This window comes from Winogradskyella endarachnes, assembly GCF_009741275.1.
GTDB classification, from domain to species: domain Bacteria; phylum Bacteroidota; class Bacteroidia; order Flavobacteriales; family Flavobacteriaceae; genus Winogradskyella; species Winogradskyella endarachnes.
On record NZ_WOWS01000002.1, the window covers coordinates 495,708 to 521,365 of the forward strand.

General features: G+C 31.9%; 25 protein-coding genes. 15 read left to right on the top strand and 10 right to left on the bottom strand.

Features of this window, described 5'->3' with window-relative positions; genetic code table 11:
* Positions 1–11: 11 nt before the first annotated feature.
* Both GN138_RS06865 and GN138_RS06870 read right to left on the bottom strand, forming a co-directional pair.
* Positions 12–1,244, bottom strand: a complete 1,233-nt coding sequence (locus GN138_RS06865) for a M48 family metallopeptidase (protein WP_157363055.1) — start codon at positions 1,242–1,244, stop codon at positions 12–14.
* Positions 1,245–1,378: 134 nt separating this feature from the next.
* A complete protein-coding gene (locus GN138_RS06870) occupies positions 1,379–2,176 on the bottom strand; it encodes a TrmH family RNA methyltransferase (RefSeq protein WP_157363056.1) in 798 nt (265 codons plus the stop codon).
* 287 nt (positions 2,177–2,463) lie between these two features.
* On the opposite strand from GN138_RS06870, the gene GN138_RS06875 reads away from it, so the two are divergent.
* A complete protein-coding gene (locus GN138_RS06875; RefSeq protein WP_157363057.1) occupies positions 2,464–3,243 on the top strand; it encodes a hypothetical protein in 780 nt (259 codons plus the stop codon).
* Positions 3,244–3,391: 148 nt separating this feature from the next.
* Complete coding sequence (locus GN138_RS06880; RefSeq protein ID WP_157363058.1) at positions 3,392–4,192, top strand: DUF6503 family protein; 801 nt, start codon at positions 3,392–3,394, stop codon at positions 4,190–4,192.
* A 271-nt stretch (positions 4,193–4,463) separates the two neighbouring features.
* Here the strand turns inward: GN138_RS06880 and GN138_RS06885 are convergent, their stop codons facing one another.
* The 3 genes from GN138_RS06885 to GN138_RS06895 form a co-directional block, all read right to left on the bottom strand.
* The gene (locus GN138_RS06885) at positions 4,464–5,777 is read right to left on the bottom strand and encodes an amidohydrolase family protein (RefSeq protein ID WP_157363059.1); all 1,314 of its coding nucleotides are present in this window, start codon (positions 5,775–5,777) and stop codon (positions 4,464–4,466) included.
* A 12-nt stretch (positions 5,778–5,789) separates the two neighbouring features.
* Positions 5,790–8,774: an amidohydrolase family protein gene (locus tag GN138_RS06890; protein ID WP_231743048.1), complete on the bottom strand. Its 2,985-nt coding sequence runs from the start codon at positions 8,772–8,774 to the stop codon at positions 5,790–5,792.
* Positions 8,775–8,959: 185 nt separating this feature from the next.
* Positions 8,960–10,027, bottom strand: coding sequence for a DUF3810 domain-containing protein (locus tag GN138_RS06895; protein WP_157363060.1), 1,068 nt, complete (start codon positions 10,025–10,027; stop codon positions 8,960–8,962).
* Between the two features lie 230 nt (positions 10,028–10,257).
* On the opposite strand from GN138_RS06895, the gene GN138_RS06900 reads away from it, so the two are divergent.
* The 3 genes from GN138_RS06900 (at position 10,258) to GN138_RS06910 (ending at position 15,551) form a co-directional block, all read left to right on the top strand.
* A complete protein-coding gene (locus tag GN138_RS06900; protein WP_157363061.1) occupies positions 10,258–11,721 on the top strand; it encodes an aminoacyl-histidine dipeptidase in 1,464 nt (487 codons plus the stop codon).
* 433 nt (positions 11,722–12,154) lie between these two features.
* Positions 12,155–13,675 carry a PhoX family protein gene (locus GN138_RS06905; protein WP_157363062.1) on the top strand — a complete coding sequence of 507 codons (1,521 nt, stop codon included), beginning with the start codon at positions 12,155–12,157 and terminating at the stop codon, positions 13,673–13,675.
* A gap of 70 nt (positions 13,676–13,745) precedes the next feature.
* On the top strand, positions 13,746–15,551 hold the full coding sequence (locus GN138_RS06910) for a cytochrome-c peroxidase (protein WP_157363063.1): 1,806 nt from the start codon (positions 13,746–13,748) through the stop codon (positions 15,549–15,551).
* An 86-nt stretch (positions 15,552–15,637) separates the two neighbouring features.
* Here the strand turns inward: GN138_RS06910 and GN138_RS06915 are convergent, their stop codons facing one another.
* Genes GN138_RS06915 through GN138_RS06925 form a run of 3 tightly spaced genes read right to left on the bottom strand, consistent with a single transcriptional unit; the run spans position 15,638 to position 18,372 of the window.
* The gene (locus GN138_RS06915; RefSeq protein ID WP_157363064.1) at positions 15,638–16,801 is read right to left on the bottom strand and encodes a peptidylprolyl isomerase; all 1,164 of its coding nucleotides are present in this window, start codon (positions 16,799–16,801) and stop codon (positions 15,638–15,640) included.
* Positions 16,794–17,327, bottom strand: coding sequence for a gliding motility-associated peptidyl-prolyl isomerase GldI (gldI, locus tag GN138_RS06920; protein ID WP_157363065.1), 534 nt, complete (start codon positions 17,325–17,327; stop codon positions 16,794–16,796). Before gldI ends, GN138_RS06915 begins: the two co-directional genes overlap by 8 nt.
* A gap of 10 nt (positions 17,328–17,337) precedes the next feature.
* Positions 17,338–18,372 (bottom strand): DHH family phosphoesterase, encoded by a 1,035-nt coding sequence (locus GN138_RS06925; RefSeq protein ID WP_157363066.1) that lies wholly within the window; start codon positions 18,370–18,372, stop codon positions 17,338–17,340.
* A 234-nt stretch (positions 18,373–18,606) separates the two neighbouring features.
* On the opposite strand from GN138_RS06925, the gene GN138_RS06930 reads away from it, so the two are divergent.
* From GN138_RS06930 to GN138_RS06965, 8 genes are all read left to right on the top strand, one after another.
* Entirely contained in the window at positions 18,607–19,026 is a 420-nt protein-coding gene (locus GN138_RS06930; protein ID WP_157363067.1) for a nucleoside-diphosphate kinase, read from the top strand.
* 493 nt (positions 19,027–19,519) lie between these two features.
* Entirely contained in the window at positions 19,520–19,942 is a 423-nt protein-coding gene (locus GN138_RS06935; RefSeq protein ID WP_157363068.1) for a DUF2141 domain-containing protein, read from the top strand.
* Between the two features lie 17 nt (positions 19,943–19,959).
* Entirely contained in the window at positions 19,960–20,625 is a 666-nt protein-coding gene (locus GN138_RS06940; protein WP_231743049.1) for a tetratricopeptide repeat protein, read from the top strand.
* A 12-nt stretch (positions 20,626–20,637) separates the two neighbouring features.
* Positions 20,638–21,990, top strand: coding sequence for a histidine kinase (locus GN138_RS06945; RefSeq protein ID WP_157363069.1), 1,353 nt, complete (start codon positions 20,638–20,640; stop codon positions 21,988–21,990).
* Positions 21,991–22,000: 10 nt separating this feature from the next.
* Entirely contained in the window at positions 22,001–22,321 is a 321-nt protein-coding gene (locus GN138_RS06950) for a 2TM domain-containing protein (protein ID WP_157363070.1), read from the top strand.
* Positions 22,322–22,332: 11 nt separating this feature from the next.
* Positions 22,333–22,671 (top strand): 2TM domain-containing protein, encoded by a 339-nt coding sequence (locus GN138_RS06955; protein ID WP_157363071.1) that lies wholly within the window; start codon positions 22,333–22,335, stop codon positions 22,669–22,671.
* Between the two features lie 10 nt (positions 22,672–22,681).
* On the top strand, positions 22,682–23,002 hold the full coding sequence (locus tag GN138_RS06960) for a 2TM domain-containing protein (RefSeq protein ID WP_197429324.1): 321 nt from the start codon (positions 22,682–22,684) through the stop codon (positions 23,000–23,002).
* Positions 23,003–23,048: 46 nt separating this feature from the next.
* Positions 23,049–23,804 carry a LytR/AlgR family response regulator transcription factor gene (locus tag GN138_RS06965; protein ID WP_157363073.1) on the top strand — a complete coding sequence of 252 codons (756 nt, stop codon included), beginning with the start codon at positions 23,049–23,051 and terminating at the stop codon, positions 23,802–23,804.
* Here GN138_RS06965 and GN138_RS06970 read toward each other — a convergent pair whose 3' ends face one another.
* Positions 23,805–24,269, bottom strand: coding sequence for a J domain-containing protein (locus tag GN138_RS06970; RefSeq protein WP_157363074.1), 465 nt, complete (start codon positions 24,267–24,269; stop codon positions 23,805–23,807). It abuts the gene before it with no gap.
* A 310-nt stretch (positions 24,270–24,579) separates the two neighbouring features.
* Here GN138_RS06970 and GN138_RS16245 point away from each other — a divergent pair, with 310 nt between their 5' ends.
* Positions 24,580–24,711, top strand: a complete 132-nt coding sequence (locus tag GN138_RS16245; protein WP_262884645.1) for a hypothetical protein — start codon at positions 24,580–24,582, stop codon at positions 24,709–24,711.
* Between the two features lie 51 nt (positions 24,712–24,762).
* On the top strand, positions 24,763–24,888 hold the full coding sequence (locus tag GN138_RS16150) for a Fic family protein (RefSeq protein ID WP_317162722.1): 126 nt from the start codon (positions 24,763–24,765) through the stop codon (positions 24,886–24,888).
* A gap of 173 nt (positions 24,889–25,061) precedes the next feature.
* Here the strand turns inward: GN138_RS16150 and GN138_RS06980 are convergent, their stop codons facing one another.
* Positions 25,062–25,658, bottom strand: coding sequence for a hypothetical protein (locus GN138_RS06980; protein WP_157363075.1), 597 nt, complete (start codon positions 25,656–25,658; stop codon positions 25,062–25,064).

The following is a 25,658-nucleotide window of genomic DNA, read 5'->3' on the forward strand; positions in this document are numbered from 1 at the left end:
AATATTGGTTTTTATTTTAATAAATTTTGAATGCGTTCTGCAAGAGTTGGATGCGAATAATGCATAAAGACATACGCTTTGTGAGGCGTTAAATTACTCAAACTATTTTTGGATAACTTTTTTAACGACGAAATTAAAGGTGCTGCTTTGTACGTGTGTTTTGCATAATCATCTGCTTGATATTCAAAAACACGCGATACGTAATTCATAATCAGTCCTGTGATTTCTTGTATAGGCGAATACAGTAAACCAAATGCAATCAGTCCAACATGAAAACTTGGCGTCTCAACACCAATCGCGTTAGAGAGTAAAGGATTTGAAACAAAAATAGAAAGAATAAACAACGTTAAACCGGTGAGTAGGATAGAGGTAATTAAATTGAAAATAATGTGTTTGCGTTTGTAGTGGCCAACTTCGTGAGCTAAAACGGCAACAATTTCTTCATCATCTAAATCATTAACTAAGGTATCGTAAAGCGTCACACGTTTTTCGTTTCCAAAGCCCGAAAAATACGCATTAGCTTTTGTGCTTCGTTTAGAACCGTCGATAATGAATATTTTTTCGAGATTAAAACCTACAGATTCTGCATATGCTGAAATTTTAGTGCGCAAATCGCCTTCCTCTAAAGGTGTTTGTTTATTGAATAAAGGCACAATGAGTTTAGAGTAATACATATTCATAAACACAGTAAAAACGGTTATAATTCCCCAAGCATATAACCAAAATTGATTTCCTGTAATTTGGTAAAACCAAACAATTAGGGAAATAATACCACCTCCAAGAATAACGGTCATGAGTAGACCTTTTAATTTATCTAAAATAAAAGTCTTTTTTGAGGTTTTATTAAACCCAAATTTTTCTTCAATAACAAAAGTTTTATAATAGCCAAATGGTGTTGTGATGATGTCGCTCGCAATCATAATTATTCCAAAGAAAATTAAAGCAATGATGATTGGGTTGTCTGAATAACTTCTAGCAATATTATCTACATATTCAAAACCATCTAAAAGCAAAAATCCTATAGTTAGTGCAAATGAAAATAAAGAACTTCCTAGCCCAAATTTATAATTTACGGTTTTATAAGCTTGAGATTTTTTGTATTCAGTTTCATCGTAAACATCGTTTAGTGTTTCCGGAATTGGGTCATTGTAATGTTTAGCATTTATGGCATCTAAAACTTTATCGATTATAAAGTTGATGATGATAATGGCTATGATGATGTAGAAAAGGGTATTTGCTGTCATTTTTGTATTTGTAAATTCGTCACTTCGCGTGAATTTTTTTTAGAAATTTTGTATCGAGAATTTTATTGTTTACCATGGTTCTCGATACAATTTTATCGTTCTTCAAAAAAATCACTTGAACTGACGTTTTTCATTTATTTAAAATCGCGCTGGCGTTTGGCTTCAAAAATAAGAATTCCTGCAGCAACAGAAACATTCATAGAGTCTATAACACCTTGCATTGGTATACTAATATTCTGTGTGGCTGCTTTTCGCCATTCTTGAGTTAAACCAGTGGCTTCTGTACCAACAACAATTGCAGTTGGTAAGGTATAATCTTGTAAGTGATAAGGTTTAGATTCCTGAAGAATAGCCGAAAAAATATTGAAATTATATTTCTGTAAAAAAGCAATGGCTTCCTCAGAGCTCGCCATGGCAATTTCTGTAGTAAAGACACAGCCTACGCTTGAACGAATAATATTAGGATTATATAAATCTGATTTGGGATTAGCAATAATCACAGCATCTACATTTGCTGCATCAGCTGTGCGTAGTAAGGCACCAATATTACCTGGTTTTTCTGGTGCTTCGGCAACTAAAATTAAAGGATTTTTGTTTTGAAGTTTTAAATCTTCGAGGTTATGGTTTTTAGAATTTACAAGCGCAATAACGCCTTCGGTTGTATCTCGGTGTGCTAATTTTTGAAATACGTCCTTAGAAATCTCAATAATTTCTATACCATAAGAACTCATCGCTTTTGCTTCACTTTCCGAAAATAAATCTGGAAAAAACAAAAGTGTTTTTATCTTATAACCACCTTTAATCGCCAAAGATAATTCACGTTTGCCTTCAATTAAAAACTGCCCAGATTTTTTTCGTTGCCGCGATTTTTCTTTGAGCAGAACCAATTGCTTAATTAGTGGATTTTGTGAGCTTGTAATAATCTTATTCATATAAAATGGGTCTTCAAAAGAAAGGTAAAGTTAAGAATTTACTACATCTAATAGAATTATTTTGAGATAAGATATAATGTTTAATCTAAGCGATAGATGGCATATTAATTTAAGCGAATTTCTAATAAAAATAAACGAATATGGATTTTGGAGCAATTGTTGTGTTGTAATATATGATTGTGACATTATAGATTAAATACGGTCTAATAAGTATCGTATTTATGTTACTTAAAATAGATGCCAGTCATATAGAGAAAACAAATAATATTTAAATTTTAGTAGTTGATATGAAAAAAATGATTAAAAAATGTTGCTTTTTAGTAGTTGTTACAATTAGTCTATTTTCATATAGTCAGGAGATTGTTTTTCATAAAAATGATAATTCTACAACTAGTGAATTGTTAGTGAAACAAGAACTCAATAAACATGGAGATAGTCTCATTTTAGAAAGTGCTAACATTAAGATTCAACAAGTTGATATATTAAATGATGACCATTTTGAAACTATAAAAGTAGATAGTGTTAAAACCAGAGTAGGTCTAGATAAATTGCCTTACGGAAATTATGTAATACAAGCCAAATTTGAAAAACATTGGATTGTTATGTATATGGAGAAAAGTAGAACTATAGGTGAAGAAATCGATTTTATGGAAATTGTAGCAAATGCAAAGTTAAACAAAGTTACTAATACGCCTACAAATGTTAAGGATGAGACTTTGTCGTTGAAGGAAAAAGTAACAGAGAGTCAAGTTGAAGAAAAAATCTTGTATTGGGTTGTTTATGAAAGCAATACGCATTTGTCATCAACTAAAACGATGGGTTTAAAAGGGGCAGAAGAAATAAATGATTTAATTTATAAAATTAGAATAGAAGCAAAATCTAAAGTTGGCAGGCATAATAAGCTCCTAGTATTTGAGGTTTACAATACCTCAGAATTTATGAGAAAGCAACTTAGAGATGGTTCGTATTATGAGAGCACAAAATCAAAGAGCTTTAACGTAAAACCTATATATAACTCTGATAAAGAGCAACGATATAGTACTCTTGCTAATGTTTCTTATAAATAAGATGATTTTTTCGTACAATCATTGAAAAATTAAAGGTCAACAAAACATAATTACTTTCCAATTAAAAAAGCTTCAGATAATTTCTGAAGCTTTTTTTGTAATGTATGCAATTTGTCTTCGTCAAAAGAAACTAAATAAAAACCATACCATGAAAAAATTATTACCATTATTCGCTTTTGCAATGCTTATAATTTCGTGTAAAAACGAAACAAAACAAGAACCAGAGAAAATGATAGAACCGGTTAAATCAGAAAACATCACAACCAGTATTTATCCAGAATCTATCACTAAAGTTTTTAATGCTCACGGTACTATTGAAGCATGGAATAAAATGAAAACACTTTCCTTTTCTATTGATAAACCAACGGGAAAAGAAGTTTTTACAGAAAATTTAAAAACGAGAGCAGAACAAATTGATACTCCAAATTACACGCAAGGTTTTGATGGTGCAACGCTTTGGATTAGTGAAAAAGACGGAAAAGAATATAAAGGCAAACCAAAATTTTATAAAGGCTTAATGTTTTATTTCTATGCCATGCCTTTTGTTTTAGGTGATGACGGTATACAGTATAAAGATATAGAACCTTTAGTCTTTGAAGGCAAATCGTATCCTGGAATTCTGATTTCTTACGAAGATGGTATAGGCGAATCTTCAAATGACCAGTACAAGATTTTTTATGATGCTGACTCAGGGAAAATGGAATGGCTAGGTTACACGGTAACATATGGAAAAGATGAAGGTAGTGACGATTTTCATTTTATAAGATATAACAATTGGCAAACGGTTAACGGTTTGGTAGTACCAGCTAGTATAGATTGGTATAAGTATGAAAATAACCTACCAACAGAAAAACGAAACACCGTTGCATTTAAAGATATCGTACTTTCTGAAAAAGCGCCAGATGCAAAATTATTTGTGCAACCAGAAGGTGCAAAAGTGATTGAGTAATGTATATAAATTAGAGATGAGGTGCATCACTTCATGCTGAATGAATAAAAAAAGCGAGCCAATTGGCTCGCTTTTTTATTTAGGTTTCATATCAATATTTATAATATAATTGCTCTTTCTTAAATGTTTTGAAGCTTCAATTTTTTTAAACATAGAATTACTAATTTCTTTTCTTTCAAAAACACCCCTAAAGTCCCCTCAAGGGGACAATCCTACCAAGTTTAATCTATGGATTGTCCCCTTGAGGGAACTTTAGGGGTGTAAACTATAACTATTTATCTGGCTGATTAAGTTTCTCAGAATAACGTTTCCAAAGCGTCGTTTGGTGTGTTTCTAAACTTAAGCTTCTACCATCGATAAATGCATGCGTTAATATGTTTGTTCGCATATCTAAAGCATCGCCTTCACTAATAAAAAGAGTGGCGCTTTTTCCAACTTTAAGTGTGCCATACAAATTATCAATGCCTAATATCTTAGCCGGATTTTCAGTTATTAATTGCAACGCTTGTGCTTTTGTTAATCCGTATGCAACTGTTGTGCCAGCATAAAATGGAAGGTTTCTAGAATTCATACGTTCCATTTGTCCGCTAGGTTCTAAAGCCACTAATACGCCTGCATCGACTAATGTTTTTGCGAGTTTAAAAGGTAAATCGTAATCATCATCTTCTAGTTCTGGTCTAGAGTGTACACGTCTTAGAAAAACAGATACATTATTCTCTTTTAGGAAACTGGTTAATTTATCGGCTTGGTAAGCACCAACAATAGTAATTTTAGAGACACCTTGTGCTTTAGCAAAATTAACAGCGTCAGTAATACCTTTTTCATCATCTACATTAATGTATAAACGTTTAGAACCATCAAATAATCCAGACATAGCTTCGTATGGTAAATGAGATTCTTTTTTATCACCATTATTGTAGCTTTTAGATTCTGTGAAATAAGCTTCTAATTCTGTAACTTGTTTGTTGTAGTTTTTGTTTGGTTTAAGTCCGGCATCTTCGCCTAACCACCAACGACCACGACTAAAACTGCTTGGCCAATTCATATGGATACCATCATCCGTTTTAATAGCTGCATCTTCCCAGTTCCATGCATCATATTGAACCACAGATGAGGTGCCAGAAATTCGTCCGCCTCTTGGCACAACTTGTCCAAGCAACACACCATTAGGTCGCATAGATTCCACAACTTTAGATTCTGTATTGTAGGCGATAATACTTCTTATATGAGGATTGTAAGTTCCCAGTTCCGATAAATCTACAGAGGCTTTTACAGCATCTACTTCTACTAAACCTAAAGTTCCGTTAGCCACAATAAAGCCAGGATATACGTGCTTACCTTTGGCATCAATAATGTTCATAGCTTGCTTTGTAAGTGGTGTTGAGGCTTCTGGTCCTATGGTTGTAATTTTTCCATCACTAACCACAATTACACTGTTTTCAATAACGGTTCCATCGCCAATATGAGCGGTTGCACCAACAATGGCAAAATCTTTAGTTTGCTTAGGTGCAGGCGTTTGTTGTGCAAAACTTAATGTAATACACAATAAAAATAAGGCTATATGTATTTTATGTATAGTTTTCATTTTTATTAGAGTTTAGTGGTAATGATTTGTATGTTCGCCATCCATTGAATCGCAATGCAACAGTCTGTCTTCTTTCTTCTTAACAGGTTGGGTTTTTAATCCTTTGTTTTTATCCTGAAGCATTAAATTAATTAACTCGCTTTTTTCTTTTTTAATGGCTTCACGCATTTGCTTGTCTTTTTCTAAATCAAAATACGTAACGCCTTCAATAATTGTTTTTTCTGCTTTGGCATAAATAGACATAGGATGGTCCGTCCATAAGACCACATCCGCATCTTTTCCAACTTTAAGACTTCCAACTCTATCATCTAAGTGTAAAAGTTTCGCCGGATTTAAAGTCACAAATTTCCATGCCTCTTCTTCACTAATGCCTCCATATTTTACCGATTTAGCCGCTTCCTGGTTGAGTCGTCTAGACATTTCGGCATCATCAGAATTTATGGCTACTGTAACACCTGCATTGTGCATAATTGCTGCATTGTAAGGTATAGCATCATTTACTTCGTATTTATAAGCCCACCAATCGCTAAAAGTAGAACCACCAACGCCATGGTCTTTCATTTTATCAGCAACTTTATAGCCTTCAAGAATGTGAGTAAACGTGTTAATTTTAAAATCGAATTGCTCGGCAACTTTCATTAACATATTTATTTCACTTTGCACATAAGAATGACAAGAAATAAAGCGTTCGCTATTTAGAATTTCAGCAAGCGTTTCCATTTCTATATCCTTTCGGTATGGTTGGCCACTTTTCTTTAATTCATCATAAGCTTTAGCTCTCGTAAAGTAATCTATGAAGACTTGTTCAACACCCATTCTAGACTGTGGGAAACGCGAATTTCTTCGCATACGCGATTGTTTTACGTTTTCTCCTAAAGCGAATTTTATAAACTTTGGCGAATTATCGTAGATTAAATTTTCGGCAGATTCTCCCCATTTTAATTTTATAATAGCAGAACGTCCGCCAATAGGATTTGCCGAACCATGTAAAATTTGAATTGAAGTTACACCACCTGCTAAATTTCTATAAATTTCAATGGATTCATCATCTAAAACATCTTCAATAGTTACTTCTGCAGAGGAATTCTGTCCACCTTCATTTATAGATGACGCTGCAATATGTGAATGTTCATCTATAATGCCAGCTGTTATATGTTTGCCAGTAGCATCAATAACTTTTGCTTTTTTGCTTGAAAGGTTTTTACCAATTTTAGAAATTTTTCCATCCTTAATTAAAACATCTGTGTTCTCTAAAACACCTTCCTTTTCATTTGTCCAAACGGTTGCGTTTTTAAATAATAAGGTTTCAGATTTAGGTTTTTCTTCAAAACCATACGCTAAATTAGGATACGAAATAGGACTCATAAAAGGGGTTTCCTTTACAACGTCATGGCGCTTTTTGCCATCTTTTTTATCTTCCTTTTGTTTTGCTTTTATAGCATTGAAAGGCATTTCATTACCATTAGATAGTATAGCTTTTCCGCTCAACGAATTATGGTTAGTAGCGTTGGCAACAATTCTAATAAACTCTTGTTTTGTGCTGTCTGCCGTTTTAAAAGTGAAAGTCGCCCAATCATCATTGTAACTCATTTTGGTACCTAAATCCTTATCATCACTCTTTATTTTAGCATTAGGTTTGCTTGTACTACCAGAGATATTTAATTCGTAATCCGAACCATTAATTTTAAAGGTATACGCGCCATCAATATCTGTTTTACTCATGTCAGTAATTACATTAGCAGTACCTTGAACCCAGTTTTCAAACAATTTGGTTTTCTTTTCAAAAATATCGCCATCGGTAATTAAAAAGTTAGCGTAGCTACCTGCTTTTAAAGTTCCTAAAACATCTGATTTTCCTAATAATGAAGCCGGAACCGTTGTTAAAGCTTCTAAAGCTTTTTGCTTAGAAAGTCCCATTTCTATGGCTTTCATTAGGTTGGTTTTAAATGATTTTTTAGATTTTAAACCATGTGTAGTCAACGTGAAATTGATGCCGTTTTCAGCTAATAATCTCGGATTGTGAGGTTCTTGATTCCAAGAACGCATATCGCTCAAAGACAACGTGCTTGCTAAGAAAGGGTCTTCAACATTATAAGCCAATTGAAAATCTAATGGAAGAATTATGGTGGCATTTGTCGCTTTAACTTCGCTAATACGTTCGTATTCGTCGCCACCACCTAAAATGGTGTATTGAATGTTATAAGCATCGCCAACTTTATCGGCACGTAATAGATTTATTCTGCTACCAGCTTCAAAAATCTGCAATAAATTCTTGTTGTTATTTAAAGCTTCTAACGATAAGTCTTTTGTGTCAATATGGCCTTCGGCATACCAATCGGCATCGAGATACATTTGTCTTAATAATGCCATGCTTCCCATTATAGAAGACGGATAAGATTGGTTTGATTTGGCACTTTTACTAAAGGAAAAATGCTGAGATGTTTTGGCATCAACGATGCGTAAGGCATTGTCAGCATCATTGTTTAAAGCAATTAATGCACCAGTTCCGCGCACCACACCATCAGGAAAATGTGTGTTTACGGTTCCGAAACCTAAGTTAAGTAATTCTGTTGCGGACTTTTTATCGTATTTAAAATAGGTCATTACGTCTTGTTCGGGCATTACGTGGTCGTTCCAGTAAAAACCGCTCCGGCTTGGTCCATATTGAGATTCGCCACGTTGTCTTTTTGGTTTTTCTACACCAAATGTGGTGTATAAATCAATAAAAGAAGGATAAATTGTTTTACCAGAAAGGTCAATGGTTGTGGTGTTTTTTGGAATAGAAACCGATTGACCAACGCTTACCACTTTGCCATCTTTAATAAGAAGCGTGGCATTGCTTATAACTTCCGTTGGTGAGACATGTATCGTTGCATTTGTAAATGCCGTGTAATTAGTGTTATTTGCTATGACACCAGAATTACTCGGAAAGTAATCTTGAGCAAATAATGAAAAACTGCACATCAGTACGAGCAGTAGTAAGTAATGTTTTAACATAAAATATATGGGTTGGTTTAATGATTTTAAATATAGGAATTTAAGTGTGAAGATGAATTATAAATTGATATATTTAACTTTTTCTACCGACTTAATGCCATGCAGAGTGTGCAATATGTAATGAAATAATACTTTTTGTGATTGAATGAGGTTTCTACTGTGTTCAAACTAACTTATTAGAACTATTACAAAGTTTTGTCCTCATAATAATTAACCAAAAGCGCAACCACGTAGCTATAGCTTTTCATACCTGCGGACTGGTTGTTCGCTTTAAGGAAATTATCAAAGGTTTTTTCAAAAAATGGTTCTATCGGATTTTTGTAAGCGTACCAGAAATCCTGATTTTCTTGATAATTTTTCAAGATGCCTTTGTTTATGGTAGGTAATATAGTTTCATAGCGTTCTGGTTCACGTCGGTAAACTTCGGCTAAACAATAACGTAAGGCAAATGTGTAACCAGAATATTTAAAATAAGTGTCTTTATTATGAATGGCAGCTAAACTTCCAATAAAATTAGCTTCATTTTCGGCAGCATAACCTAATTGATGCGCGGCTTCATGACAGGATGTGGTTGGGAATTTATACGTAGGAATTAAACCATTTACTTGAGCTTCATTGGTAAACGGATTAATATAACCAGAAAATCCCATGTACGTTAACGCCAAACTGTAAATAGATTTTTTAATGCTTTTAGGATGGTATTCTAAATGTGGATATTCTTCAGATAAGGATTGGTAACCATCTTTAACCATAGCCAAAACCTCTGTTTTTGAGTATGGTAATTCAACTTTTACAGTATCGTTTTTTACGAGTTGAATTTGAAGTGAATTCGAATTTTTAATTAAACGTTCTGTAAATGTGATGAGTTGCTCTGTGGTATATTCTGCTTCAAGATTTAAGGATTTATACAATGGTTGTCTGTAATAATTGAAAGCCCAAAGCATATGAAATGCAAAATAGGCGAGTGATAAGGTGGCACCAATATCTAATAACCAATTTTTAGTATCTTTTACAATGCGTTTTCTGTTGATAATAAGCCATCTTATTAGATAAATGCCAGCTAAAGTGTAAAATATATCGCCTATAGAAAAAGGCAACCAACCAAAAACATAACGCGATAATTTTGATAAAAACTGATAAATTCCGTTGCTGTAAAATTGCTCAACAAATTCAGGATAATGCTTTAATTGAGATAAAATAAGCAGCTGAATTCCGAAGAAAATAACAAGGATTAGTTTTTTGTTTTTGCGCATGTTTCAAATTTAGGGAAAAGTTGGAAGGTTGGGAAGTGTTAACGTTTTAAAGTAGTGAAGTTTGAAAAGTTGTAAAGATACAAGGATGCAGAGTAGAAAAGTTTAGAGTAACAAAACAGAAAATGAAACAAGTTTATAATCCCAACAAAGACTGCTTCATATTTCGTAAATTTGCACAACTAAAAAATGAATTATTAACTTAAAAGATACCCAATTTTTTGGGCATATATATGAGTCAGGAAATAAGAAACTTAGAGCCAAAACAACTTTGGAACAAATTCGCAGATTTAAACGCAGTACCACGACCTTCAAAAAAGGAAGAACGCGTGATTCAGTTTATGAAAGATTTCGGAAACCATCTTGGATTAGAAACTATTGAAGACGAAGTAGGTAATGTTATTATCCGTAAACCTGCAACGGCTGGTATGGAAGATAGAAAGCCAATTGTGATGCAAAGTCATTTAGATATGGTGCACCAAAAAAATAATGATACGGTTTTCGATTTTGATACGCAAGGTATTGAAATGTATGTAGAAGGCGATTGGGTAAAAGCAAAAGGTACCACACTAGGTGCAGATAACGGCTTAGGTGTTGCAACCATTATGGCTATTTTAGAAAGTGATTCTATAGCTCATCCTGCGTTAGAAGCTTTGTTTACAATTGACGAAGAAACCGGAATGACAGGTGCACAAGGTTTAAAAGGAGGTTTACTAAAAGGCGAAATCCTTTTAAATTTAGATACCGAAGAAGATGATGAAATAGGCGTAGGTTGTGCTGGAGGCGTAGATGTTACAGCAACTAGAGATTACAAAGAAGAAGAAACACCTGAGTTTAAAATTGGTTATACGATTACTGTAAAAGGTTTACAAGGAGGTCATTCAGGTATGCAAATCCATGAAGGTTTAGGAAATGCCAATAAACTTATGAATCGTTTATTATTTGATGGTTTTGAAAACTTTGGATTACGAATTTCTGAAATTGATGGCGGAAGTTTACGTAATGCCATTCCAAGAGAAAGTAATGCTATAGTAGCCATAGATGCTGTGCATGAAGCTGCTTTTGAGGCTGAAATGAAAGATTTTGCTGATTTACTTAAAGTGGAATTTAAAACCATGGAACCAGATTTAGAAATTATAGTGTCTAAAACAGAGCTTCCTGAAAAAATTATGGATTTAGGTGTGCAAGAAGGCTTAACTAGAGCGTTATATGCAGCACACAATGGTGTTTACAGAATGAGTCCTGATATTGAAGGTTTAGTTGAAACATCAAATAACATTGCGAGAGTTATTGTAAAAGATGGCGCGATAAAAATAGGCTGTTTAACACGTAGCTCGGTTGATAGTACAAAAAATGATTTAGCGAATACATTACGTGCTACTTTTGAATTAACAGGTTGCGAGGTTGAATTCTCTGGCGATTATCCTGGTTGGGCACCCAATATGGATTCTGATATTTTAAAAGTGATGGTGCCAATTTACGAGCGTTTAAACAACGGAGAGAAACCTCACGTTGCAGCTTGCCACGCAGGACTAGAATGTGGGATTTTAGGAACTAATTATCCTAATATGGATATGATTAGTTTTGGCCCAAACATTAAAGGTGCGCACTCACCTGATGAACGTGCTCAGATTTCTTCCGCCCAGAAGTATTGGGAATTTGTATTAGAGATTTTGAAAAATATTCCTAAAAAATAACTATTTAAAACTACAGGTAAATTTCATAGCAAAAGCTTAATGAGACTTAATATCTGAGAAATCTTTGGCTTTTCATAACAAAAGCAATAGTGCTATTTAAAAGATAGTATCTGTTGCTTTTTTTGTATGAGAATGTATTATTAATGAACTGATGAGTTTTACATTTATTAAATATGCTTATAGACATATTAGGTTAATTTAAACAGGTCGAATGGTTTTAACTAACTGAATATTAGTGTTTTGTTGTTTTTTTTGAAATAATCATTCTAAATTAACTACGCTTATTTAGAATGATTATTGTTATTAACTTTTGTCTAACTTACATAACTTTTAAATAAGCTAAACTTCATTTAAGAATTACAATTCGTTAACTGTAGTAAATCATTGAAATCATAATTTTGGATCAAATTAACTAACAAATTTATAAGAAATTATGACCAAGTACTTTAAATTATTTTTATTCCTTTTTGTTGTTACAATAACCAGTGTAACAGTTGTAAGTTGTGCCGAAGATGGTGTTAACGGTCTTGACGGTGTTGATGGTATAGATGGAGAAGACGGAGAAGATGGAGAAGATTTGACAATAGAGCCTACTATTTTTGAGAACAAATCTTCGTTACAACCACTAGTATCAATTCAACCTCAATTTAATTATGTTGAGGCATATTCATTAATTAGCTCAACTGATGAATTGGCTGATGGTTTTAAATTATTAGGTGCACAAGATGGTGCAGGATTTTTACAAGATGGAGATGGCTACATATATGTAGTTAATTCAGAAGATGACCATGCTGTTTCTAGAATTCATTTTGATGAATACATGAATCCAACTGGCGGAGAATGGCTTTTAACTGATGATGTTGCCGATGAAGCACGTCAATGTTCTGCCACTATGTGGGAAGCTGCAATTCATGGAGGATCTCAAGATATATTTTTATCTGCATCAGAAAGTATTAACTATGATGTAAAAGGAATAGATCCTTGGGTTGAAACGCCTACACCAACAGCTGATTTTGGTTTAGATGCTTTAGGAGAATTTTCTTGGGAAAATGCAGTTCCATTACCAAAAGATGCATATTCAGGAAAAACTGTAATTATTGGTGGTGATGATGATTCTAGTGGGTCGGAAGGTCAGGTAATATTATATTACTCAGAAAATGGCGATGCAGATTTAACAGGTGGTAAAATCTATGTATTAAAATTAAAAGAAGTTTCTAATTCTGCTGGTGGTGTTCAAGATGTCGTTGCTGGCACAATTTACAATGAGTCAAATTTAGATCTTCAAGTATCTTATGAGGTAGAATTTGTTGAAATAGTTAACGGTGCAGCAATGACTAAAAATGAGATGGAAGATGCTTGTGTAGCTGTTCAAGCTTCAGCATTTATGAGAGTAGAAGATGTTGATTACCAAAAAGGAGACGATGCAAATGCAAGAAATGTATTCTTTGCGGTAACAGGAAGAGGTCCTAATGCAAATACTTATAATGATTGGGGTACAATTTATAAATTAGAGTTAGATGATGATTCTCCATTAACAGGTTCTTTAACTCAAATTGTAAGTGGAAATACTGAGACAAATAATGCAGATGGTAACAATAGTTTATTACAGAGCCCAGACAACATTTGTGTAACAGAAAATTTTGTTTATTATCAAGAAGATCCAAATTCTTTTGATAGAAACCATGCAGCTTATATTTATCAAACAAACTTAAATGGAGATAACTCTCATGTAGTTTTAGAGTTATTAGTTCGTCAAGATTTAGATCCAACAGGAAGTACTGGATATAGTGGTGAATTTGGTGCGTTAATTGATGTTTCGGATAAATTAGGACAGCCAGACACGTTTATGTTGGCTTTACAACCTCACTATTGGGAAAGTGATGATTTTGTAGTTGATGGTTTACCAGATGATCAAGGTGGACAAATAATACTACTAAAAGGATTACCTAGATAAATTTAAACTAATAAGCAGAGACCTCCAAGTACACTTGGAGGTTTTTGTATTTAAATAAAACTTGTTTTTAATGTTAAAAAATATTTTTACCATTCTTGTTTTTTGCCTGTTATTGGGTTGTAAACCAGAAGCTAAACAAAAAGAAATAATTGCAACTGTAGATTTTACGATGGCTCATGATTATTATTTGCAAAACATAACCAGAGCAGTTAAAGAAATTGACTCATTAATGTCTATTGATATGAATGATACTGTTGCTAAAAGCATATTTAAAAACTTACGACTTTCATTTAAAAAAGCTGAGCCATACGTTTCGTATTTAAAACCAGAAGTAGGACATAGAATTAACGGACCTGCTTTACCAATTTACGCAGAGGATACAGGTAAAATGCTTTTACCTTATGGATTACAAAAAATAGAAGAAAGTATATTTGAAGGTGAGGAAGAAAAATTTTATAAAGAAGAATTACGTATTACAAAAGGCTTATTGACAAACCTTCAAAAATACATGCAAAAAAGACCTTTAAATTCTCAACGTTTTTTTATGGCAACTCACGAGCAGTTATTAAGGATTGTAAGTCATGGTATTTCTGGTTTTGATACTCCTGTTAGTCATTTTGGTATACATGAAAGTGCAGTTTCATTACAGAGTTTAAAAGATGTTTATAAGATTAGTATACAACCAATAATTAAAAATGTTAATCTAGATTTAGATACTAATTTTATTAAAGATATTGATAAGGCTGTTTCATATATAAATGATAATCCTGATTTTGATTCTTTTGACAGGTATACCTTTATAAGAGACTATTTTAATGCCATAACTAGACATTGGGTTCAAATTAGAAAAGAAAGTGGTTTATGGAATGGTGTAGATAATAAAGTATTTAACTACGATGCACCTACTTTTTTTGAAAATAATTCATTTAACACTAACTATTTTTTGCCTGTTGTCAATAAAAACCCATCTAAAGAACAAATTGCTTTAGGAGAAAAATTGTTTACAGACAAAAACTTATCATTTAACAAAGGTATGGCTTGTGTTACTTGTCATAATCCAAATAAAGGATATGCAGACGGCGTAAAAACTAATTTAGATAATACAGGGAAGCCGCTAGAAAGAAATTCACCAACCTTAATAAATGCTATATATCAAAAGGCATTTTTTTGGGATGGGAGATCACCAACTTTAGATGATCAAATTTCAGCGGTTTTTTCAAATGATAAAGAATTTGATTCTAATGTTCATAGATTTTCTACCGAGATATTAAAAGACAGTTCATACATCAAATTATTTGAAGAGGTTTATGGTAAAGTACCAACTAAAAATATAGAGATTATTAGAGCTATTTCTGCCTATGTTGCAACTTTGAATAGCTTTAATTCTAAGTTTGATAGAAACATTAGAGCAGAAGAAGCTACTTACACACAAGAAGAAAAAAAAGGGTTAAACCTATTTATGGGAAAAGCCTTATGTGCAACCTGCCACTTTATGCCTTTAACAAACGGTACTGTACCTCCTTTTTTTAAAGAAACTGAAAAAGAGGTTATTGGAGTACCAAATACATTAGATAATAAAGAACTTGATGCAGATGTTGGTTTTTATATTGTGTATAAAGAGCCTTTGCATAAAGGAATGTTTAAAACACCAACGGTTAGAAATGTTGAATTTACAGCACCTTATATGCACAATGGCGTATATAATACCTTAGAACAGGTAATTGATTTTTATAACAAAGGAGGAGGTGCAGGTTTAGGTTTCGACTTAGAGCATCAGACCTTACCGTTTAATGAACTCAGTTTAACCGATGAAGAGCAAAAAGCATTGGTTGCCTTTATGAAAACTTTATCTGATACAGATGTAGCATCTTATTAAATAAATGAGTGTTACAAAAAAACCATTCTCTATTAGAAAGAGAATGGTTTTTTATTAAATTTTGTTTTACGTTTTTATGTGGTAAACTATTCTTTAATACTAGCTAATTCAATATCAAAAATTAAGTTTGCACTTGGCGGAATTACTGGAGGATTTCCTCTTTCTCCATAACCTAAGTAATATGGAATAAAAACTCTGGCTTTATCTCCAATTTTCATGTTAAGCATAGCTTCTTTAAAACCAGCAATTAAACCTGCGGTTTTATTATAAGGCATGTCAAAAGATGTATAACGACCAGCTTTATCTGTACGTTCATCATATTTTCCATTCTTTTCTGCTACATCTTTCCAAGTAGTCCAAAATAATTCACCATTTTCTAAATACCCAGCACATTCAATATTTACACGATCTGTAGGTTCTGGTGTTACACCATTACTTTCGTGTGTGAAAATCATAGCCATACCAGTTGGTGATTCTATTTTTCGTCCTGTTAAATTTTCATTCTTTTTTAAGAAGGCTAATTGTGCTTGTTTGGCTAATTCTTCAGCTTTCTTTTTAGCTTCTTCTTTAAGTTTGGCTTGTTTTTCCTTTATTTTAGGTAGTTCTTCAGTAAAAACTTTAGGAGCATCAAAAGATTTTGCTTCAGCACCTTTTCTAATAATATTTAGTTTTGTTATTACAACATCATCAACAGGTTTGTGATTTCTAGCTCTTGGGTCAATAACTTTAACGTTAGAAATAGAATCTTGTATCTCTATACCTTCTACTAATTCTCCAAAAACAGCATGCTTATTATCTAATCTTGGGTCTGGTCTTTCCATAATAAAGAATTGACTTCCGTTACCATTTGGTCCACCATTTGCCATAGATAAAATACCAGGTTTGTCGTGTTTTAAATCTGGGTGAAATTCATCATCAAATTTATAACCAGGATCACCCATTCCTGTGGCAGTTGGGTCTCCACCTTGTATCATAAAACCATCTATAACTCTATGAAACGTTGTACCATCATAATAAGGTTTTCCTTTGTATTCTTCTTTTGCTAAAGGGTGATTTCCTTCTGCCAATGCAACAAAATTAGCAACAGTTACAGGTGCTTTGTCTGTATATAGTTTGGCTACCATTGTGCCTTTGTTAGTTACAAACTCTGCATAAAGTCCATCTTCTAAATTAGGATATTGAACTTGGCAAGAGAAATTTACAGTTATCAATAATACTGCAACGATTGTAGTTAGCGTTTTTTTAATCATTTGTTTTAATAATTGTGTTTAAAGTTACTTCGCAAATTAACGGAACGTTGGTTCCTATTTTATGTTCGTCTCCATAATAACCAAATGCTTTTTGAGACGGAAAAATAAATGTTGCTGATTCTGTTGGTTTTAAAAGTTTTAACCCTTCACGCAGACCTGTAAATAATTCTTCTTTATCCATTACGTAGGTTTTATTGGTGTCTGCATAGATTTCGTCACCTTCTATATTAGAAACATCGTATGTAAAATCTATAACATCACCAAATTGAGGTTGCGCTGCTTCTGATTCTACTTGTGTATTATAAGTATACCAAAATCCGCTTTCTGAAGCAATATAATTTTTGTCTGGATTATTATTTATAACATTAAGAATTTGTTTGTGCTCTAATTCATTTAATTTTTTATTACGTTCTGCAGAAGCTTTTAAAAAGGATCCGGATTGCACAGTTTCAGGTAGTCTTGCCTCTGGTGATTTACAACCAAAACAAACTAAAGTAATAGCAAATATTAAGAGTAGGTTTTTCATATTTATATGGTTATGGTCTATTTTGGGTTATAGACAGTTCGTTTTTATACTGTTGTAATATACTAATAAATTTATTTATAGTGTTTTCCATACTTTCTGCACTGCGTCCACCTGCGGCATTTGTATGGCCACCACCATTAAAATGGCTTCTAGATAATTCATTTACTGAGAAGTTGCCTTTACTTCGTAAAGATATCTTTATTATATTGTCTTTGGTGTTTTCAGTAAACATCGCCGCAAAAATAATACCTTTTAAAGACAAGGCATAATTTACAAACCCTTCAGTATCTCCCTTTTTATAATTAAATTGGTCTAACTCTGCTTGAGTAAGTGATATATAAGCGGTTCTTAATTCTGGAATTACTTTTAAATTTTGCATAGCTCTACCTAATAATTGTAAACGACTGTAACTATTAGTATCGTATATATTATTGTGTATTTCCGAGTTATTAGCACCTTTTTGTATTAAATTTCCGATAACTTGGTGTGTTCTTGCTGTGGTAGCAGGAAATCTAAAAGAGCCTGTATCTGTCATTATACCAACATATAAGCACGTTGCTATCTTGCTATCTATTTTAGCATCGTCACCGAGCATTTCAATAAAATTATAAACCATTTCACAAGTAGAAGACATGGTTACATCTGAATAAGTGTATGTAGCATAATCATCTGGTTGTTGGTGATGGTCTATCATTATTTTGGTAGTGTTAGATAGTTCTAAAACGTCTGCCATTAAATGACCAGCTCTATGTAAGGCATTAAAATCTAATGTAAAAATTAAATCTGCTTTATTAATTTTGGTGGTACTTTCTTCTTGTTGGGTTTCAAATTTTAAGACTGTATCATCTCCTGGTAACCATTTTAAAAAATCTGGATAATCATTAGGCGCAATCACAGTTGTATTATGGTTGTATAGTTTTAAATAGTTATACAAGCCAAGCGTTGATCCCATTGCATCTCCATCTGGATTTATATGCGGAACAATAACAATGTTCTTTGGAGTGCTTAAAAGCGTCTTTATTTCTGAAATTTGTGTTTTAATCATAGGTGGCGAAGATACGTTTTTCGGAGATTTTGAAGACAATTTTTAGTATGAAATTAAGACAATACTCAGTACTATTATAGTATTTTTAAGATAAGAGTTGTATAAATTTTAAACATCGTTATACAGGATGATAAGTTATTTTTCTTAATGAAAATACTTGTTTTATTTGTTGTTTGTGGTTGTTGCTTAATTAAAGAAATACATTACTTTTGCAGAATATTTAAAAAAAGATACATGGTAACTAACAGAACATTTACAATGTTAAAGCCAGATGCTGTTGAAAAAGGACACATTGGCGCAATTTTAGAAAAGATTACTGCTTCAGGTTTTAGAATCGTGGCAATGAAACTCACGCAAATGACTAAAACAGATGCTGAAGAATTTTATGCTATACATAACGAACGTCCGTTTTTTGGAGAGTTAGTAGAATATATGACTCGTGGTCCAATCGTTGCAGCTGTTTTAGAAAAAGACAATGCTGTTGAAGATTTTAGAACACTAATTGGTGCTACAAATCCTGCTGATGCAGCAGAGGGCACTATCCGTAACATGTTTGCAGATTCAATTAGTGAAAACGCTATTCACGGAAGTGATAGTGATGAAAATGCAGCTATTGAAAGTGCTTTCCATTTTGCAGGAAGAGATATGTTTTAATAACATAAAAGCTTTATATTATAAAAAAGACCATCATTAATAGATGGTCTTTTTTTGTTTAAATTTTTTTTAATCATTTATATGATAACCTTGTTTTTTCTATATCGTTTCTAAATTGGTTTTCTGAGGGTCTTAAATAAGCAATATATAAAATTTTAATAAGGCCAATTATTTTAAAAGCGGGTTTTAAAATTAAAAATGCAACATCTTTAAGAACTGTTAAGCGAATAATTGAAGCGGTTTGATAAAAAGGTACTTTTTCTTCAAGCTTTAATTGAATATCTATGTTTTTTTTACTGATTGAGATATAAAAAATACTAATTTTTAGAATTTAAACCTAGTAAATTAAATTAATATGGGTTGCGTTTATACTTCAGTTTAATTCATTTTTCAATTTTTTTACAATTCAGTATTAAAAAAATACAATTCGGTAAGTTCAATTATAAAAAACAATACATGTGTGTGATATTTGTGTCAAACAAAACTATTTATCATGACTACACTTGTAAAAATAACTGTTACTCTACTGATTAGCTTTTTTAGTTTTCAGTTAGAAGCTCAAAATAATTACGCTGTTACTATTAAGGTAGAAAAAGCGCAAAGTAACAATGGTAAAATGTTTATTGCACTTTACAATAAAGAATCTGGGTTTTTAGAAAAGGCTTATAAAAGCACCAAAAGTGAAATAGAACATCAATCTTGTAGTGTTGTATTTAACGATATTCCAGAAGGAACTTACGCTGTTTCAATTTTTCATGATGAGAATGACAATGGTAAAATGGACACTAATTTTTTTGGGATACCTTCTGAAGATTATGGATGTTCTAATGGAGCTGTAGGATTTTTTGGTCCACCACAATGGGAGGATGCTAAATTTGAATTAAAAGAAAATAAATCGTTAACAATAACTCTATAATTTTAAAATATTTCAAAATGAAAACTAACATTCAAACAATCCAAAACAGAAATATGATGATTAAAAATATTATAATAATAACCTTTCTTGTGATTTCTAGTGTTTTACCAGCACAAGCCAATTTTAATAAAGGAATGAAAAAAGCTTTTGAGTATTGGCAAAATGGAAATACTGATGAAGCTGAAAATATGTTTGAGCGCATTGCAAAAGCAGAACCAAAAGAATGGTTACCTAGTTATTACATAGCGCAGATTAACAGTTTAAAAAGTTGGAATGAGAAAGACGAAGCAATATTAAAAAACCAATTAGATAAAGCACAAGAACATTTAGATTTGGCAATGACTATTAGTGAAGATAACCCTGAGCTTATAGTAATGCAAGCACAAATATTAACTAATTGGGTGGTTTTTGATGGTATGACGTATGGTATGAAATACGGCGCAAAAATATCTGAACTTTATGCAAAAGCCTTAGAACTAGAACCTGAAAACCCAAGAGCAACGTTATGTAAAGCAGATTGGGAATTAAATAGTGCTAAATATTTTGGAAAAGATATAGCACCATTTTGCGAGGAGATTGAAGCATCTGTAAAACTTTTTGATACCTTTAAACCAGAGAGCGAGTTTCATCCAAATTGGGGAAAAGAACGTGCAGTTGTTGTCGCTGAAGAATGTAAAGCTTAACACTTATAACTAATGAAAAAGTCAATAAAAAAAATCATTTTAACCTTTGCAATAGGAAGTTTAATCTTTGTAATTGGTCATCTATTATCTGGTGGATTTAACTTTAAATCGGTTAATGAGTTTTTAATAAACTTTGGCTTTTATCAGCTTTATGCTTTTGTTTTAGGGTATTCTAATATGGCGTTTTTTGATTATATGGAAAAACGACAATGGAAAACAAGAGACACCATAAAAAGAATTATATCTGGTATTTTTGGCAGCACTTTAATTACAATAGTTGGAATCTTTTTATTAAGACTATTAACGGCATTCACATTACATAATATAGATTTTGAAACATTTATAAGCAATGAATCTTGGCAAGGATATTCATTTGGGTTGTGGGCAACGTTATCTGTAGTTACTATTTTTCACATCATTTATTTTTATAACCGTTACCAAAAAAATAAAATAAAAGAGCAGAAAGTTATTGCAGGTACGGCAAGTGCTAAGTTTGATGCTTTAAAAAATCAATTAGACCCTCATTTTTTATTTAATAGTTTAAATGTTTTAACCAGTTTAATTGAAGAGAATCCAGATAAAGCTCAAAAATTTACTACCTCATTATCTAAGGTTTATCGCTATGTTTTAGAACAGAAAAGTAAGGAATTAGTAACAGTTGATGAAGAATTGAAATTTGCTAAAACTTACATGTCACTTCTAAAAATGCGCTTTGAGGATAGCATTATTTTTGAAATTCCGGACAAAGCTTCAAACCCAGAAAGTAAAGTAGTGCCTTTGTCATTGCAATTACTTCTAGAAAACGCCGTAAAACATAATATGGTGACAACAACAAAGCCATTACATGTTAAAATATATGAGGATGGTGATTATTTAGTGGTTCAAAATAATCTTCAACCCAAACAAATAGTAAAAAAGAGTAGTGGTGTTGGTTTAGAAAATATTAAACAGCGTTACAATTTACTTTCAAAACGAAGAGTATACATCAATCAACGAGCAACGGATTTTGCAGTAGCTATACCAATGCTCACAAAACAAATATCAATTATGAGAACAGCACAAAAATCACAAGCTAGATTAAACGACGATTACGTTAGAGCACGCAAACGTGTAGAAGAATTAAAGGCTTTTTATTACAGTTTATTATCTTATATAGTAGTTATTCCTTTTTTAGTCTTTATATGGTATAAATATTCTTACATGACTATTCAATGGTTCTGGTTTCCGGCCTTTGGTTGGGGTTTAAGCTTAATTTTTCAGGCTTACAGAGTTTTTGTAGACGATGGTGCTTTTGGTGCAGGTTGGGAAAAACGAAAAATTGAAGAATACATGAATAAGGAAAACAAAAAGGAACGTTGGAATTAATTTAAATGTTATGAAGTATCAAGATTCAAATTTAGAATATTTAAAAGCTAAAAATAGAGTAGAAAAACTAAAACGCTTTTACATACACTTAGGCGTTTATTTTGTAATTAATTCAATTATTACGGTAATTAAGGTAATGTATAATATGAATAAAGGATTGTCCTTTGAAGATGCTCTTTTTAATTTCCCAGCACTCGCGTCTTGGGTAATTTGGGGATTAGTGTTGGCCATACATGCGTTTTCTGTTTACGGACTTCCACTAATTTTAGGCTACGATTGGGAAGAACGAAAAATTGAACAATACATGAATGAAGAATTAAACAACGATTAAAACAAAACACAATGGAAAAATATCATATAGAACCTTATGAAGATCGTGATGACTCACGAGATTTTAGAAAAGAAGAAGCTTATTTAAGAGCTAAAAAAAAGGTGGATGCGTTAATTGGTTTTTATTGGCATTTAGCTGCTTATGTAGTTGTCAATTTATTCTTAATTATTCTTATTGGAGTGAATTCTAGCTTTTTTCAATTCGGAACTTATGCAACAGCCTTTTTTTGGGGCATTGGTTTAGTATTTCATTTTTTAGGTGTTTTTGGTACAAATTTCCTTTTTGGAAAAAACTGGGAAAACAAGAAAATTAAGGAATACATGGATAAAGAGAATGAAGATTGGGAATAGTAACAATGAAATGAATCAGAACGAAAAAAATAAGTGGCAATACAATAACGCTAAAGAAAAGGTTAGAAAACTAAAACTTTTTTACCTTCATTTAATTGGCTATTTTATAGGTTCAGCTTTACTTTTATACAATTTGTATATTGTTGCTGGTCCGTATAAAAATAATATTATCAGCTTAAACCTAAGTATATTATTTTTTTGGACAGTCTTAATAATTATCCATGGATTAATTGTTTTTAAGCACAAGCACATTTTTAAAAAGAGTTGGGAAGACAAGAAAACAGAACAGTTTTTAAAAGAAAAAGAAGAAAAAACTACATATTGGGAATAGTAAATTAGTTTTATACGCAAATATTAGAAAGTAGAAAATATAGACTATGAATGTAATTATTATAGAGGACGAAAAACCATCAGCAAGACGATTGCAGAGAATGTTAAAAGGTTTAGACATAAATGCAGAAATCATGTTACATTCTGTTGAAGAATCTTTAGAATGGTTTCAAAATAACGAGCATCCAGATTTAATATTTTTAGATATTCAATTAAGTGACGGATTATCTTTTGAAATATTTGAAGCTATTGAAATTAAATCTGCAGTAATTTTTACAACTGCTTATGATGAATATGCTTTACAAGCTTTTAAATTAAATAGTATTGATTATTTATTAAAGCCAATTGACGATGATGATTTAAAAACGGCTGTTGAAAAATATAAAGGTAGAACACCGCAAAAGCAGTCAGTTACTTTAGATTTTAATGATATTAAGAATCTTTTAGTAAACCCAATTGAACGCGAGTATAAAAAACGCTTTTCTGTAAAAGTAGGTCAACATTTAAAATTGATAAATATTGAAGATATTGAATGTATTTACAGTGAAAATAAAGGAACTTATGCTTTTACCAATGAAGGTAGAAATTACCTCTTAGATGCTACTTTAGACCAATTAGAGGATGAATTAGAACCAGATGTTTTTTTTAGAATTAGCAGAAAATTCTATGTAAATATTAATGCTATAGTAGATATTGTAAGTTATACCAATTCTAGATTAGAAATTAAACTGAACCGATTTAAAGATCAGCAAATTATAGTTGCAAGAGAACGTGTAAAAGACTTTAAAAATTGGTTAGAATAATTAAAAAGCATCAAAAACACCACCAATAACATCACCTAAAATATCTCCAACATTATCTATTATAGGTTCAACGGCATCAACAACCACTTCTGTACCTAAAATGGCGCCATTAACACCAACTTCTAAAAATAGGTCTAAAAGAAATAAATTGTCTAAGCGCATGGCACTGTAAGTTTCAGATTTTTCTTTAGCTTCTTTTTTCCATATTTCAACGGTTTCTTTTTGTTCAATAACAATAGGTGGGTTTTCTTTTTGCACCCGTAAGATATTATTGTATTCTTTTCGTTTTGCGGTATTAGATAATACATCAAATGCTTCAACTATCGTGTTAAACCTTGCTTTAGCATCTTCAGAATTATTATTGTCTGGATGGAAAATAGCAATCTCTTTTCTAAATGCTTTTTTAATAGTATTAAGGTCGGCAGATGCTTCAATATTTAAAATATTATAGTAGTTGGTTATCATAATTATAGTGTATATGCATTATTAGTAGCTAAATGTTATATAGTGTTACAATTATATTTAATCGGTTAAGGTTTACATTAAAATTATCCAATAAAATTGCACTTTGATGGTATGTGGTAAGTTAGCATAGCTTACCGCAAAGATTTAAGATTTACATTTGTAAGATTATTAGATAAGGTTAGTATTTTAGATGGAGCAAGGCCATTGCCTAATAATGTATTGCAAAATATTAAGGAAGCTTTCCTTATAGAATGGACTTATAATAGTAACAGTATAGAAGGCAATACACTAAGTCTTAAAAAAAACTCAAATGGTATTGCAAGAAGGTATTACCGTTACAGGAAAATCACCGAGAGAACATTTTGAAACCAAAAACCATGAAACAACAATACATAAGTTATATGGTTTGCTAAAAGAATATTGCGTTAATACTAATCTTTAAGGTTTAAACCCAATTGAGCTGGCTACAGTTTTTCATCATAAGTCTGTATGGATTCATCCATTTTTTGATGGTAACGGTCGTACCATTCTTTTAGCAATGAACTTTTTATTAATGCGTGCTGGTTTTCCGCAACAATTATTCTTGCCAATGATAGAGCTAAGTTTTATGCAGCTTTAAATCAGGCTAGTAATGATAATTATAGTGATTTAATGTTGTTAATGGCGCAGGTTTCAGAACGCACGTTAAACATATATTGAAGTTCAATACCCAGTTTAGATACAGAGTACGATACTATTTGTAATATTGTTAAAGAAACAGAAATACCTTACGGAAGCCATTATTTTTTATCTTCATTTTTTAATTTTTATGGAATGTGCAGCATTAATTTCTTGTTCTGCTTTATATAATTCTATTGCTTTTAAATAATTTTGAGCACCATTAACGCTTAAATCATGTACAAATCCATCTAACTCAGGATGGTTTAACTTAATCCAAGCAACAAGAGTTTCTACTTCTGTTGACCAAATTCCCCAATCTACATTACTGCAATTGACTTCTTCAACTCCAGAGATTTTTCCATTTTGAAATTGAAATCGATAACTACAAATCATTGGGTTATTCTTAAGAAATTGAAACTTTGAACAACTTTTAGAAACTGTAGCTATAAATTGTTGATTTTCATTTTCTATGGCTACTAATTTATAGTTGGGCTTAAAAACAGAATCCCATTTAAAAAAATTGTAGAAACTTTTTGGTGTGTAATTAGTAATATAATCCCCATATTTTGTGGTGAAGCTATCTGAGATTACTTGTTTTACTATTGGATAATTAGAAGTCTTAAAACCATTAAAATAGGCAGTGATAAGTTCGGTTTTTAATGGTTGTTTTTTGGTACAACTCACCAATAAAATAAGTAGAATAATTGTTGAAACACGCTTTGTTACCAT

What these genes read in the sequence shown, in the direction of transcription:
- GN138_RS06865 (WP_157363055.1), bottom strand. Translation starts at nt 1,244, where the DNA reads ATGACAGCAAATACCCTTTTCTACATCATCATAGCCATTATCATCATC.
- GN138_RS06870 (WP_157363056.1), bottom strand. Translation starts at nt 2,176, where the DNA reads ATGAATAAGATTATTACAAGCTCACAAAATCCACTAATTAAGCAATTG.
- GN138_RS06875 (WP_157363057.1), top strand. Translation starts at nt 2,464, where the DNA reads ATGAAAAAAATGATTAAAAAATGTTGCTTTTTAGTAGTTGTTACAATT.
- GN138_RS06880 (WP_157363058.1), top strand. Translation starts at nt 3,392, where the DNA reads ATGAAAAAATTATTACCATTATTCGCTTTTGCAATGCTTATAATTTCG.
- GN138_RS06885 (WP_157363059.1), bottom strand. Translation starts at nt 5,777, where the DNA reads ATGAAAACTATACATAAAATACATATAGCCTTATTTTTATTGTGTATT.
- GN138_RS06890 (WP_231743048.1), bottom strand. Translation starts at nt 8,774, where the DNA reads ATGTTAAAACATTACTTACTACTGCTCGTACTGATGTGCAGTTTTTCA.
- GN138_RS06895 (WP_157363060.1), bottom strand. Translation starts at nt 10,027, where the DNA reads ATGCGCAAAAACAAAAAACTAATCCTTGTTATTTTCTTCGGAATTCAG.
- GN138_RS06900 (WP_157363061.1), top strand. Translation starts at nt 10,258, where the DNA reads ATGAGTCAGGAAATAAGAAACTTAGAGCCAAAACAACTTTGGAACAAA.
- GN138_RS06905 (WP_157363062.1), top strand. Translation starts at nt 12,155, where the DNA reads ATGACCAAGTACTTTAAATTATTTTTATTCCTTTTTGTTGTTACAATA.
- GN138_RS06910 (WP_157363063.1), top strand. Translation starts at nt 13,746, where the DNA reads ATGTTAAAAAATATTTTTACCATTCTTGTTTTTTGCCTGTTATTGGGT.
- GN138_RS06915 (WP_157363064.1), bottom strand. Translation starts at nt 16,801, where the DNA reads ATGATTAAAAAAACGCTAACTACAATCGTTGCAGTATTATTGATAACT.
- gldI (WP_157363065.1), bottom strand. Translation starts at nt 17,327, where the DNA reads ATGAAAAACCTACTCTTAATATTTGCTATTACTTTAGTTTGTTTTGGT.
- GN138_RS06925 (WP_157363066.1), bottom strand. Translation starts at nt 18,372, where the DNA reads ATGATTAAAACACAAATTTCAGAAATAAAGACGCTTTTAAGCACTCCA.
- GN138_RS06930 (WP_157363067.1), top strand. Translation starts at nt 18,607, where the DNA reads ATGGTAACTAACAGAACATTTACAATGTTAAAGCCAGATGCTGTTGAA.
- GN138_RS06935 (WP_157363068.1), top strand. Translation starts at nt 19,520, where the DNA reads ATGACTACACTTGTAAAAATAACTGTTACTCTACTGATTAGCTTTTTT.
- GN138_RS06940 (WP_231743049.1), top strand. Translation starts at nt 19,960, where the DNA reads ATGAAAACTAACATTCAAACAATCCAAAACAGAAATATGATGATTAAA.
- GN138_RS06945 (WP_157363069.1), top strand. Translation starts at nt 20,638, where the DNA reads ATGAAAAAGTCAATAAAAAAAATCATTTTAACCTTTGCAATAGGAAGT.
- GN138_RS06950 (WP_157363070.1), top strand. Translation starts at nt 22,001, where the DNA reads ATGAAGTATCAAGATTCAAATTTAGAATATTTAAAAGCTAAAAATAGA.
- GN138_RS06955 (WP_157363071.1), top strand. Translation starts at nt 22,333, where the DNA reads ATGGAAAAATATCATATAGAACCTTATGAAGATCGTGATGACTCACGA.
- GN138_RS06960 (WP_197429324.1), top strand. Translation starts at nt 22,682, where the DNA reads ATGAATCAGAACGAAAAAAATAAGTGGCAATACAATAACGCTAAAGAA.
- GN138_RS06965 (WP_157363073.1), top strand. Translation starts at nt 23,049, where the DNA reads ATGAATGTAATTATTATAGAGGACGAAAAACCATCAGCAAGACGATTG.
- GN138_RS06970 (WP_157363074.1), bottom strand. Translation starts at nt 24,269, where the DNA reads ATGATAACCAACTACTATAATATTTTAAATATTGAAGCATCTGCCGAC.
- GN138_RS16245 (WP_262884645.1), top strand. Translation starts at nt 24,580, where the DNA reads ATGGTATTGCAAGAAGGTATTACCGTTACAGGAAAATCACCGAGAGAA.
- GN138_RS06980 (WP_157363075.1), bottom strand. Translation starts at nt 25,658, where the DNA reads ATGGTAACAAAGCGTGTTTCAACAATTATTCTACTTATTTTATTGGTG.